Source organism: Streptomyces sp. NBC_01116, assembly GCF_041435495.1.
In the GTDB taxonomy this organism is placed as follows: Bacteria; Actinomycetota; Actinomycetes; order Streptomycetales; family Streptomycetaceae; genus Streptomyces.
Genome location: NZ_CP108644.1, coordinates 5,360,306 through 5,372,266, shown reverse-complemented (window position 1 = coordinate 5,372,266; position 11,961 = coordinate 5,360,306). Strand labels below are relative to the sequence as shown.

Here is an 11,961-nt window from a genome sequence, read left to right as displayed (position 1 = left end):
TCCGGATCAGATCCAGCTGAGCTCCCACAGGCGCCAGGTGCCGGTGCCGTCGGAGAGGTACTGGGAGCCGGCGACCTCGGACTTGGCGACGACGTAGTCCTTCTTCTGCCACAGCGGCAGCAGCGGGACGTCCTCGCCGACCAGCGCCTGCATGTCCTTGAAGTCGTTCGAGGTCCGGCTGCGGTCGCTGAACTGCTGCGTGGCCGTGATCAGCTGGTCCATCTTCTTGCTGGAGTATCCGCTGTGCAGCACGTTCCCGGTGCCGACGAGCGGCTGGCCGAAGGTGTCGGGGTCCGGGAAGTCGGGGAACCAGCCGACGGTGTACATCTCGTACTTACCGGCCGCGTAGCCCTTCTGGTACTTCGTCCACTCCACGGCCTCGACCGAGACCTTGAACAGCCCGTCCTTCTCCATCTGACGGCGCAGCTCGGCGGTCTCCTTGGTGTACATGTCGCCCTCGCGGTAGGCGAACTTGACGGCGACCGGCGTCTCCACCCCGGCCTGCTCCAGCAGTTGCGCCGCGCGCTTGGGGTCGGAGGAGGGGTAGGCGTCGAAGAAGGGGGTGCTGTGCCCGATGTAGCCGGTGGGGATCAGCGAGTACAGCGGGTCGACCGTGCCCTGGTAGACCTTCCGGACCAGGGGGCCGCGGTCGAGGAGCGCGGCGACGGCCTGGCGGACCTTCTTCTCCCGGAACGGCGAGTCCTCGCGGACGTTGAAGATGATGTTGCGGATCTCGGCGCTGGCCGCCTCGGTCACCCGCACGTCGGGGTCGTTCACGTTCAGCTCGGCGAGCGTCTCGGACGGGAGCTGGCGGTGGGCGACGTCCACGTCTCCGGCGTCCCAGGACGTCTGAAGCTCCTCGGAGGTCTTGAAGTAGCGGATGTTCACCGCCTCGCCGGTCTTCTTGAGCGCGCCCCTGTACTTCAGGTTCGGCACCAGCTCGGCGCTCTTCCCCGACTCGTACGACTTCAGGACGTACGGTCCGGAGCCGTCGACCTGGTTGCCCTGGCGGAGCTTGTCCTTCGGGTACGTGGCCGGGTCGACGATCGCGGCGGCGCCGGTGGCGATCTTCTGCGGGAAGGTCGCGTCCCTGCCGGAGAGGTTGAACGTGATCGTGCTGCCCTCGGTCGAGACCGAGTCGAGCGTGGGGAAGAGACCCGCGGGACCGACGTCCGACTTGATCGTGAAGATCCGGTCGAAGGAGTGCTTGACGTCCTCGGCGGTGATCTTGCGGCCGTTGGAGAACGTCAGGTCGTCGCGGAGCTTGCACTGGTACGTCTGGAGCTTCTGCCCGACGAATCCGCAGCTCTCGGCGGCGTCCGGTTCCGGCGTGACCGCACCGGGCTTGAAGGTCAGCAGCGACTGGTAGATGTTGCTGTAGATCGCCCAGGAACCCGCGTCGTACGCGCCGGCCGGGTCGAGGGAGGTGACGACGTCCGATGTACCGACCGTGATCGCATCGGTCTTCGCCTCCCCCGACGGGAGCAGTTGCCAGGCACCGACGCCCGCTATCACCAATACCGCGAGAATCGCGAGAATCCGCACCCGGACCGACCGCATTGCCGTGCTCTCCCTTACCAGCCCCACCTCGGCGGTCGCGTTTGTGACGCGCACATCGCCGCATGTTCGCGCTTACCCAATCACACGATTTTCACATCTGGAAGAGTAAATGGGGCACTCACAGCCTTTTATTGGACACGCCCCCGAACCTCTGTCCGAAAAGGCTGTTTCGCGCTTCCTACCTGCGGGTTTCCGTAGCTGACGGTGACCCTTCGGTGTGGATTCCATGACGGTGGAACCGGAGCTTCCGGACCGTCGCACCCGCAACGCGGCTACGCCTGACGGGAGGCCAGCTCCACGACGGTGATGTCGGAGGGGGCGCCCACCCGGACCGGCGGACCCCAGGCGCCCGCGCCGCGCGAGACGAAGAGCTGGGTGTCGCCGTAGCGTTCGAGCCCGTCGACGGTGGGGTTGGCCAGCTCGGCGAGGAAGTTGCCGGGCCAGAGCTGTCCGCCGTGGGTGTGGCCGGAGAGCTGGAGGTCGACGCCGTGCTCGACGGCGTCGTGGATGACGACGGGCTGGTGGGCGAGGAGGACGGCGGCCCGGCCGCGGTCCCGGTCGCCCAGCGCACGGGCGAAGTCGGGCCCCTGGCCCTCGGTCTCGCCCGCGATGTCGTTGACGCCGGCGAGGTCGAAGCCCTCGATCTCGACCCGGGCGTTCTCCAGCGGGATCAGCCCGAGTTCGCGGACGTGGTCGACCCACTGCTCGGCGCCGGAGAAGTACTCGTGGTTGCCGGTGACGAAGAAGCTGCCGTGCCGGGCGCGCAGGGCGGCCAGCGGTTCGGCGGCGGAGCCCAGGTCCGCGACGGAGCCGTCGACGAGGTCGCCGACGACGGCGACCAGGTCGGGCGAGGTCGCGTTGATCGTGTCGACGATCCGGCGGGTGTGGGCGCGGCCGAGGATCGGCCCGATGTGGATGTCGCTGACCACGGCGATCCGGAAACCGTGGGCGGCACGGGGCAGTCGGGCCAGCGGGACGGTGATCCGCCGGACGCTGGGCCCGCGCAGCACGCCGTACGTGCCGTAGCCGACGGTGGCGAGTCCGGCGGCGGCCGCGGCGCCGCCGACGACCCGGGAGACGAAGAGCCGCCGGGAGGGGCCGGGGGCGAGGGTGGAAGCGGTGGTGGCAGGGGCGGCCGAGACGTCGGAAGCGGGTTCCGCTTCCGGTTCCGCCACGGGCTCCGGGGCCGTACCCGTCACGGCTTCCGAACCGGTGGGGACGCCGCCCGACCGGGACGGGACCAGCTCTTCGGTACGAGGACGGGTCTCGCCCCTGACGTCGGCGAGGACGTCGGGAGCCGTTCCGCTTTCCGCCGTGCCCGGCGTTCCGTCGCGCCGGGCGAGGACCCGAAGGAGAAGGGGGCGTACGACCTCGCCCACGAGCAGCGCCAGCGTCAGGTAGAGCAGACAGGCGAGCCACAGGAAGCCCGGCCAGGCCAGCACCTGCTGGAGCCAGAAGGGCGCTCCGGCCCGGCCGGACGTCATGGCGCCGACGCTCAGCAGCGGCAGGACGAAGGCCGCGACGGTGCCCGCCCGGCGCAGCGGACTGCCCGGCGCCGTCGTGTCACCGACGAAGCGGCGCCACAGATACCGGTGCACGGCGCCGAGCAGCGCCAGCACCACGACCCCCACCAGAGCGAAGAGCACTGCTGCCATGCGAGCTTCCCCATGTTCCCGTCGTCATGCGCGGTCGTCGCGCAAAGCCCTCACTCCGCGCAACCCGATCACGCCGACCGCCGTCCCCAGAAGAAAGGACGTGATGGCGAGCAGCAGGTGCACCCAGAAGTACCCGGTCGGCTCGCCCGCGTCGTCGAAGGCGAGCCCGCTGCCGTCCTGCCACAGGTTCTTGACGAAAGTGATCCAGATGAACCAGCTCCACACCCCGAACGCGAGCAGGAACCAGGACATGCGGCGGCTGAGCTTCATGGGTCCAGTATCGCCGCCGCCTCCCGGCCCTCTCCCCCGGGGTGGCGTCCGAACGGGGCCGTCCCGGCGTTCCCTGCGGCGGGTCAGCCGGTCCGGGTCCGCATCCACATCTCCGCCCTGTACGTTTCCGACCGTGCCTGCTCTGAAAAAGATCGCCATCACGGTCACCACCGCCGCCTTGTTGTCCGGTTTCGTCCTGAGTCCCGCCGCCGCGGCCGACAAGGACAAGAGCGACGACAAACAGCCGAAGCCGCCGAGCACGATGTCCAGCCTCGGCGGGGAGCAGCTGGCCAGGGCCGGCACCCAGGTCAACCTGGGCGCGGGCGCGCCGGTGCTGCCCAAGGAGCTGACCGGCCGGTCCTGGATCGTCGCGGACGCGGAGAACGGCGACGTCCTGGCGGCGCACAACTCGCACTGGCGGCTGCCCCCCGCCTCCACCCTGAAGATGCTCTTCGCGGACACCGTCCTGCCCGCGCTCCAGCCCACCACCCTGACCCACAAGGTGACGGAGGGCGAGCTGTCCGGGGTCGGCGAGGGCAGCAGCCTGGTCGGGATCAAGGAGGACCACACCTACACGGTCCACGACCTGTGGCTCGGGGTGTTCCTGCGGTCGGGCAACGACGCGGTGCACGTCCTGTCGGAGATGTACGGCGGCGTCCCCAAGACGGTGGCCGCGATGCAGAAGCACGCCGAGGAGCTCCAGGCCCTGGACACCCGGGTGGTCTCCCCGGACGGGTACGACGCACCGAGCCAGGTCTCCAGCGCCTACGACCTGACCCTGATCGCCCGCAGCGGTCTCCAGAAGAAGGACTTCCGCGAGTACGCGGCGACCGCGTCGGCCGACTTCCCCGGCGAGGAGAAGAAGGGGAAGAAGCGCGACTCCTTCGAGATCCAGAACACCAACCGGCTGATCACCGGGGACATCGGCGTGGACCCGTACCAGGGCATCGCGGGCGTCAAGAACGGCTACACCACCCACGCGGGCAACACCTTCACCGGCGTCGCCGAGCGCAATGGCAAGGTCCTGCTGGTCACGGTCATGAACCCGTCGGCGGAGGAGAGCCACGCCGTCTACAAGGAGGCCGCGCACCTGCTCGACTGGGGCTTCGCCGCGAGCGGCAAGGTGACCCCGGTCGGCGAGCTGGTGCCGCCGAAGTCCGTGGACACCGGGAGCGGCGGCAAGGGCGCGGCGAAGCCCGCCGCCGGAGCCGACCAGGGTTCGGGGGGCCAGGCGGAGGCCACGCACGCGTCGGCGGCCCGGGACCGTTCCAGCGGGGTCGGCACCGCCCTGGCGATCATCGGCGGTCTGCTGGTGCTCCTGGGCGGCGGGGTGTTCCTCGTCAACCGCCGCTGGCCGCTGGCCGGCCTGACCCGCCGCACACCGCCGGCGGCGGGCCCGGCGGAACCCGCCGACACGGACGGCCCCGTCGACACGGACAAGCCCGTCGAGCCGGCCGATCCTGTCGGGCCGACCGCCTCGGCCGCTCCGGGCGACAAGTCCTAGGTCCTGTCGTCGGACTGCCGTCGTCGCCCGGAGGGCGGCCCTGCGGGGTCAGGTGCGTGCTCCCGGTGTGCCGGGTGCGGGTCCTCGTACGGGACGTACTCGGGCCTGTGCCCGGTGCGGCGGGAGCACGTGCACGGCGCCGCGGGGCAGGCGGCGGCTCGACGGCAGGGCCTAAGGGTTGTCCCGCGATTCCCGGCGGGCGCGCGACGACAGCTACGGCACCTCGCCGCGTTGTCGGAACGTCCGCATACATCCAGTATGCGGACGTCCCTCCGCCTTGCGATGCACCGCATCTGACGCCGCGCGCCGATCCACCGGGAATTGCGGGACAGCCCTTAGGGCTTGCAGAACAATAAGTTGCGCACTCGCGCTCTTGACACCGCAGCTCATGCACGGTGTTCGACAGCAAGTTGATTCTCTGCAAGCCCTTAGGCGCGGGTGGAGCCGCCGTGCGTCACGGTCCCGGCGGCATCGTCCTCCGTACCCGTCTCCGGCGCGTCCTCCGACCCGTTCACGCCCTCCTCCTCCTTGCTGCCGGTCGCCGTCCAGGCGGCGCAGAACAGCAGCAGCTTCGCGGTGAAGTTGATCCACAGGAGCAGCGCGATCGGCACGCCGAACGCGCCGTACATGCTCTTGCCCGCGACCTCCCGCATATAGCTGCCGAGCAGCAGCTTCAGCAGTTCGAAGCCGACCGCCCCGAGCAGGGCCGCGACCACCAGCCGCCGGCGCGGCGGCTCCACCCCGGGCAGCAGCGTCAGCAGGTAGAGCAGCAGCAGGAAGTCGGCGACGACCGCGACCGCGAGGGCGGCCGCCCGCAGCAGGATGCCGCCGACCCCGTCCTCGGGAATGCCGATCAGGTCGGCGGTCCAGCCGACCGCCGTCGAGCCGACGGTGGAGACCGCCAGCGTGGCGAGCGCCGCGCCGCCGAGGCCGACGAGCAGCACGGCGTCCTTCACCTTGGCGACGACTGGGTTGGCCTCCTGGACCTCGTCCAGCTCCCAGACCGCGCGCAGGCACTCCCGCATCGAGCCGACCCAGCCGACACCGGTGAACAGCAGCAGCGCGCCGGCCACCAGGCCGACCGTGCCCGCGTTGGCGATCAGCCCGTCGATGCCCAACTGGTCGGAGATGCCCGGCACCTGGTCGGCGAGCTTGTCCTTGATGGTGTCGACCTGCTGGTCGCTCAGCAGGGCGGCGGCGACGGCCGCGCCGACCGCGATCAGGGGGAAGAGGGCCAGGAAGCTGATGAAGGTGATCGCCGCCGCGAGCCTGGCCCAGTGGACCCGGTCCAGCCGCTCGTAGGAACGCCACGCGTGCGTCTCCATCAGCCGGGCGACCAGGGGCCCGAGCACCGGGAGTTTCTTCAGCCAGTCCATGACGTCACGCGTACCCTCCTGGGCCAGGAACATCGACGGCCCGCCCCGGACTCTTCCGGACGCGTGCGGCGGAACCCCGTCACGCTCCGCTGACACTCACTCCATCACCCGTTCCGGTGAGCGAATTCACCAATGCCGCAAAGGGGATTTCCCGGGCGATACGGTCACCCTCATGTCCGTCGACCTGGTGTCCTTGACCGGCTGGGGCCGCACCGCCCCGACGACCGCCGTGCGGTTCCGCCCCCGTACCCACGAGGAGGCGGCCGCCGTCGTCCGGGGGCGCGGGCCCCGGGGTGTCATCGCGCGCGGGCTGGGGCGGTCGCCCGGGGACGCGGCGCAGAACGCGGGCGGCTCGGTGCTCGACCTGACGGGTCTGGCCCGGGTCGGCGGTGTCGACGCCGCCGCCGGCGTGGTGCGCTGCGACGCCGGGGTGAGTCTGGAGCGGCTGCTGCGGGTCCTGCTGCCGCTCGGCTGGCTCCCGCCGGTCGTGCCCGGGACCGGCGGGGTGACGGTCGGCGGGGCGATCGGCTCCGATCTGTCCGGCCTCGACCACCGCCGCTCGGGCTCGTTCGCCCGGCACGTGAGCGCCCTGGAACTGCTCACCGCCGACGGCGAGGTGCGTACGGTCCTGCCGGGCACCGCTCTCTTCGACGCGACCGCCGGTGGCCTGGGGCTGACCGGAGTGATCCTGGGCGCCACCCTGCGCCTGCGGCGCGTGGCGACCGGGCTGATGTCCGTCTCCACCGAGCGCGCCGGGGACCTGGACGATCTGCTGGCCCGCTTCACCGCGGGCGGCGACCGGCTGCCGTACGCCTCCGCCTGGATCGACCTGATGGCCCGGGGCCGGGCGACCGGACGCGGGATCCTCACCCGGGGGGAGCACGCGACCCCTGATATGCGCCCGGCGCACGCTGGGCGCACTCTGTTCTCCCCGCGGTCCGGAGGGCCCCGGGGGCGGTTCCGGCTCCCCGGCCTTCCGCCGGTGCCGGGCGGGCTGGTCGGCCCGGCATCGGCCGCCCTGTACAACGAGGTCCGCTACCGGGGCGCACCCCGTGCGCGGACCGGTGAGCTCCGGCCGGTCCCCGCCTTCTTCCACGCCGCGGACGCCTTCTGGGACGCGAACCTCCTGTACGGCCGGGGCGGCCTGGTGCGCTATCGGTTCGCCGTCGGGTACGGCCAGGAGGAGACCCTGCACCGGGTCGTGCGGCGGATCGCGGCGCGCCGGAGCCCCGCCGTGCGGGCCGTGCTCCAGCGGTTCGGGGCGGCGGACCCCGGAGGACTGTCGTTCGCCGCGCCCGGCTGGTCCCTGGCCCTGGACCTGCCCGCGGCCCTGCCCGGGCTGGCCCGCTTCCTCGACGACGTCGACGAGGAGGTGGCCGCCGCCGGGGGCCGGGTCTGCCTGGCGAAGGACTCCCGGATGCGGCCGGAGACAGCGGCCTCCATGTACCCGGGGCTGGCGGACTTCCGCGAGCTGAGGGCACGGCTGGACCCGACGGAGGCGTTCCGCTCCGACCTGTCGCGCCGCCTCGGCCTGTAGGACCCGCCCGTGCCTGCGTGATCCCCACCCCCTCTGATCAGGAGATTCCCGTGAAGGATGCCTTCGGTGCCCCGCAGTCCCTGCTCGTCCTCGGCGGCGCCTCCGAGATCGCCCTGGCCACCGCGCGCCGGCTGATCGCCCTGCGCACCCGCCGGGTCTGGCTGGCCGGGCGCCCCTCCCCGGCCCTGGAGTCGGCCGCCGCCGAGCTGCGCGGCCGGGGTGCGGACGTGCGGACCGTCGACTTCGACGCACTCGACTCCGCCTCCCACGAGGTCGTCCTCGGCAAGGTCTTCGCGGAGGGCGACATCGACGTGGTGCTGATGGCGTTCGGGGTCCTCGGCGACCAGGCACGGGACGAGGAGGAGCCGATGGCCGCGGTCCGGGTCGCCCAGACCAACTACACCGGGGCGGTCTCCGCCGGGCTGGTGTGCGCCGGCGCGCTACAGGCGCAGGGGCACGGTTCGCTGGTGGTGCTGTCCTCGGTGGCCGGGGAGCGCGCCCGGCGCGCGGACTTCATCTACGGCTCCAGCAAGGCGGGCCTCGACGCCTTCGCGCAGGGGCTCGGCGACGCGCTCCAGGGGACCGGGGTGCAGGTGATGGTCGTCCGCCCCGGCTTCGTCCGGACCCGGGCCACGGCGGGACGGCCGGAGCAGCCGTTCGCGACCGGCCCGGAGGAGGTCGCGGTGGCGATCGTCGCGGGGCTGCGGCGGCGCTCGGAGACCGTGTGGGTGCCCGGTTCGCTCCGGGTGGTGATGGCGGCGCTGCGGCACGTACCGCGCCCGCTGTTCCGTCGGCTGCCGGTCTAGGGCCTTTCGGCCTAGGGCCGCAGCGACGGGGCCGACGGTGCGTCGATCGTGTAGCCGCCCTGGGCCGGGACGGCGGGCGTGCCGCCGCCCGCTCCGAACGGGAAGTCCCGGAGCTTGCGCCAGACGGCGTCCGGGCCCTGCTCGTACAGCGAGAAGGATCCGCAGGTCCAGGCCGCCTCGTACTCCGCGAGCTCCTCGTAGGCCCGGTCCATGGCCTCCTCGGCGATGCCGTGGGCCACGGTGACGTGCGGGTGGTACGGGAACTGGAGCTCGCGCACCAGCGGGCCCGAGGCGTCCCGGACCCGCTTCTGGAGCCAGGAGCAGGCCGACGCGCCCTCGACGACCTGGACGAAGACGACCGGCGACAGCGGGCGGAAGGTCCCGGTGCCCGACAGCCGCATCGGGAAGGGCCGGCCGGCCGTGGCGATCCTGTCGAGGTGCGCCTCGATCGCCGGCAGGTCCGCCGACTGCGCCTCGGTCGGCGGCATGAGGGTGACGTGGGTGGGAATGCCGAAGGCGGCAGGGTCCCCGAAGCTCGCGCGGCGATCCTGGAGCAGGCTGCCGTAGGGCTCCGGGACCGCGATCGAAACGCCGAGCGTTACGGTCCCCACGTCGTTCTCCTCCACCGTCGATGGTCGATTTCCGGTCATGCCGCGTGGGCCGGGTTTCCGGCCCACGCGTTCCGTCGCCGCAAGTGTGACCCCTGCGGCCATGATCTCGCCAGGGTCCTTGGACTCAGTGCTTCGCGGGCAGGAGGCCCATCCGGTCGTACGTCTGCGCCAAGGTCTCCGCGGCGACGGCCCTGGCCTTCTCCGCTCCCTTGGCCAGGACGGCGTCCAGCGTCTCCGGGTCGTCCAGATACTGCTGGGTGCGGGCCCGGAAGGGAGTGACGAATTCCACCATGGCCTCGGCCAGATCCGTCTTCAGCGCACCGTAGCCCTTGCCCTCGTAACTCCGTTCCAGGTCCTCGACGGAGCTGCCGGAGAGGGTGGAGAGGATCGTGAGCAGGTTGCTGACGCCCGGCTTCTTCTCGGCGTCGAAGCGGATCACCGTGTCGGTGTCGGTGACCGCGCTCTTCACCTTCTTCGCCGTGGCCTTCGGGTCGTCGAGCAGGTTGATGAGGCCCTTCGGCGTGGAGGCCGACTTGCTCATCTTGACCGCCGGGTCCTGGAGGTCGAAGATCTTCGCCGTCTCCTTGAGGATGTACGGCGCGGGGACGGTGAACGTCCGGCCGTACCGGCCGTTGAACCGCTCGGCGAGGTCGCGGGTCAGCTCGATGTGCTGGCGCTGGTCCTCGCCCACCGGGACCTGGTTGGCCTGGTAGAGCAGGATGTCCGCGACCTGGAGCACCGGGTAGGTGAAGAGGCCGACGGTGGCCCGGTCGGCGCCCTGCTTGGCGGACTTGTCCTTGAACTGCGTCATCCGGGAGGCCTCGCCGAAGCCGGTGAGGCAGTTCATCACCCAGCCGAGCTGGGCGTGCTCGGGCACATGGCTCTGGACGAAGAGCGTGCAGCGCTCCGGGTCCACACCGGCCGCCAGCAGCTGCGCCACGGCGAGCCGGGTGTTGGCCCGCAGCTCGGCGGGGTCCTGCGGGATCGTGATCGCGTGCAGGTCCACGACCATGTAGAAGGCGTCGTGGCTCTCCTGCAACGCCACCCACTGGCGCACCGCGCCCAGGTAGTTGCCGAGGTGGAACGAGCCCGCGGTGGGCTGGATCCCGGAGAGCACGCGCGGACGGGCGGCCGCACCGGTGCGGCCCGTCTGCGGCTGGTCGGTGGGGAGCGAAGGGCGATCAGAGGCCATGGCCCCATTGTCTCAGGTACGGGGGCGATCTCCGGCAGCCGGTGCGGGGCGGAGAGGGCGCGTATCCGCAGGAGTCCGGAGCACGGGAGCGCACGCCTGAGACGAACCGCACATTTCGGCCGCCCGGCGTGCGACGGCGGGCGCGCCGGGCGGCGGAGGTTTCCCGGCGTGGGTTCCGACCGACGATACAAAGTGGGCACCACCCCCGCCCACGCCGCACGACGAACGGAGATCCCGTGTCGATCACGGAAACTGCCATCGCCTCCGCCGAGGCGCACAGCGCGCACAACTACCACCCGTTGCCGGTCGTCGTGGCCTCGGCGGAGGGCGCCTGGATGACCGATGTCGAGGGCCGCCGGTACCTCGATCTGCTCGCCGGGTACTCGGCACTCAATTTCGGCCACGGCAACCGCCGGCTCATCGACGCGGCCAAGGCCCAGCTGGACCGGGTGACGCTGACGTCCCGGGCCTTCCACCACGACCGGTTCGCCGACTTCTGCACGGAGCTGGCGGCGCTGTGCGGCATGGAGACGGTGCTGCCGATGAACACCGGGGCGGAGGCCGTGGAGACCGCGGTGAAGACCGCCCGCAAGTGGGGCTACCGGGTCAAGGGCGTGCCGGACGGCATGGCGAAGATCATCGTGGCCTCGGACAACTTCCACGGCCGCACGACCACGATCGTCAGCTTCTCCACCGACCCGGAGGCCCGGGCCGACTTCGGCCCGTACACCCCCGGCTTCGAGATCGTGCCGTACGGCGACCTCACCGCGATGCGGGAGGCGATGACCGAGAACACCGTGGCGGTGCTGATCGAGCCGATCCAGGGCGAGGCCGGGGTGCTGGTGCCGCCGGCCGGCTATCTCCCCGGCGTACGGGAGCTGACCCGCGAGCGGAACGTGCTGTTCGTCGCGGACGAGATCCAGTCGGGGCTGGGGCGGACCGGGAAGACGTTCGCGCTGGAGCACGAGGGCGTCGTGCCCGACGTGTACCTGCTGGGCAAGGCGCTGGGCGGCGGGGTGGTGCCGGTGTCGGCGGTGGTCTCCTCGGCGGACGTCCTCGGCGTGTTCCGGCCCGGTGAGCACGGCTCCACGTTCGGCGGGAACCCGCTGGCCTGCGCGGTGGCGCTGGAGGTGATCGCGATGCTGCGGACCGGCGAGTACCAGCAGCGGGCGGCCGAGCTCGGTGATCATCTGCACCGGGAGCTGGGCCTGTTGACGGGCGGCGGCGCGGTGGAGGCGGTGCGCGGCCGGGGGCTGTGGGCGGGCGTCGACATCGCTCCGGCGCTGGGCACCGGCCGGGAGATCTCCGAGAAGCTGATGGGGTTGGGGGTGCTGGTGAAGGACACCCACGGTTCCACGATCCGGATCGCCCCGCCGCTGGTGATCGGCAAGGAGGACCTGGACTGGGGCCTGGACCGGCTGCGGACGGTGCTGAGCGCCTGAGGACCTGA

10 protein-coding genes are annotated in these 11,961 nt (G+C 71.6%); 4 read left to right on the top strand and 6 right to left on the bottom strand.

Annotation, left to right across the window (positions count from 1 at the left end):
• Window positions 1-6: 6 nt before the first annotated feature.
• The 3 genes from OG245_RS23725 to OG245_RS23715 all read right to left on the bottom strand — a co-directional run bounded on the left by OG245_RS23725 (window position 7) and on the right by OG245_RS23715 (window position 3,485).
• A complete protein-coding gene (locus OG245_RS23725) occupies window positions 7-1,560 on the bottom strand; it encodes an ABC transporter substrate-binding protein (protein ID WP_371627971.1) in 1,554 nt (517 codons plus the stop codon).
• Between the two features lie 272 nt (window positions 1,561-1,832).
• Window positions 1,833-3,206, bottom strand: a complete 1,374-nt coding sequence (locus tag OG245_RS23720) for a metallophosphoesterase (protein ID WP_371627970.1) — start codon at window positions 3,204-3,206, stop codon at window positions 1,833-1,835.
• 33 nt (window positions 3,207-3,239) lie between these two features.
• Window positions 3,240-3,485, bottom strand: a complete 246-nt coding sequence (locus tag OG245_RS23715; RefSeq protein WP_371625467.1) for an SCO4848 family membrane protein — start codon at window positions 3,483-3,485, stop codon at window positions 3,240-3,242.
• 133 nt (window positions 3,486-3,618) lie between these two features.
• Between OG245_RS23715 and OG245_RS23710 the strand changes: the two genes are divergently transcribed.
• Window positions 3,619-4,989 (top strand): D-alanyl-D-alanine carboxypeptidase family protein, encoded by a 1,371-nt coding sequence (locus OG245_RS23710; RefSeq protein WP_371625466.1) that lies wholly within the window; start codon window positions 3,619-3,621, stop codon window positions 4,987-4,989.
• A gap of 428 nt (window positions 4,990-5,417) precedes the next feature.
• On the opposite strand, the gene OG245_RS23705 is transcribed toward OG245_RS23710, so the two are convergent.
• Window positions 5,418-6,365 carry a YihY/virulence factor BrkB family protein gene (locus OG245_RS23705; RefSeq protein ID WP_371625465.1) on the bottom strand — a complete coding sequence of 316 codons (948 nt, stop codon included), beginning with the start codon at window positions 6,363-6,365 and terminating at the stop codon, window positions 5,418-5,420.
• A 172-nt stretch (window positions 6,366-6,537) separates the two neighbouring features.
• Between OG245_RS23705 and OG245_RS23700 the strand changes: the two genes are divergently transcribed.
• Both OG245_RS23700 and OG245_RS23695 read left to right on the top strand, forming a co-directional pair.
• Window positions 6,538-7,902, top strand: a complete 1,365-nt coding sequence (locus OG245_RS23700; protein WP_371625464.1) for an FAD-binding protein — start codon at window positions 6,538-6,540, stop codon at window positions 7,900-7,902.
• Window positions 7,903-7,952: 50 nt separating this feature from the next.
• The gene (locus OG245_RS23695; RefSeq protein WP_371625463.1) at window positions 7,953-8,708 is read left to right on the top strand and encodes a decaprenylphospho-beta-D-erythro-pentofuranosid-2-ulose 2-reductase; all 756 of its coding nucleotides are present in this window, start codon (window positions 7,953-7,955) and stop codon (window positions 8,706-8,708) included.
• A gap of 11 nt (window positions 8,709-8,719) precedes the next feature.
• Here the strand turns inward: OG245_RS23695 and OG245_RS23690 are convergent, their stop codons facing one another.
• Both OG245_RS23690 and trpS read right to left on the bottom strand, forming a co-directional pair.
• On the bottom strand, window positions 8,720-9,319 hold the full coding sequence (locus OG245_RS23690; protein WP_371625462.1) for a 2'-5' RNA ligase family protein: 600 nt from the start codon (window positions 9,317-9,319) through the stop codon (window positions 8,720-8,722).
• A gap of 124 nt (window positions 9,320-9,443) precedes the next feature.
• Complete coding sequence (gene trpS, locus OG245_RS23685) at window positions 9,444-10,436, bottom strand: tryptophan--tRNA ligase (protein WP_371627969.1); 993 nt, start codon at window positions 10,434-10,436, stop codon at window positions 9,444-9,446.
• A 311-nt stretch (window positions 10,437-10,747) separates the two neighbouring features.
• Between trpS and rocD the strand changes: the two genes are divergently transcribed.
• A complete protein-coding gene (gene rocD / locus OG245_RS23680; protein WP_371625461.1) occupies window positions 10,748-11,953 on the top strand; it encodes an ornithine--oxo-acid transaminase in 1,206 nt (401 codons plus the stop codon).
• Window positions 11,954-11,961: the final 8 nt, after the last annotated feature.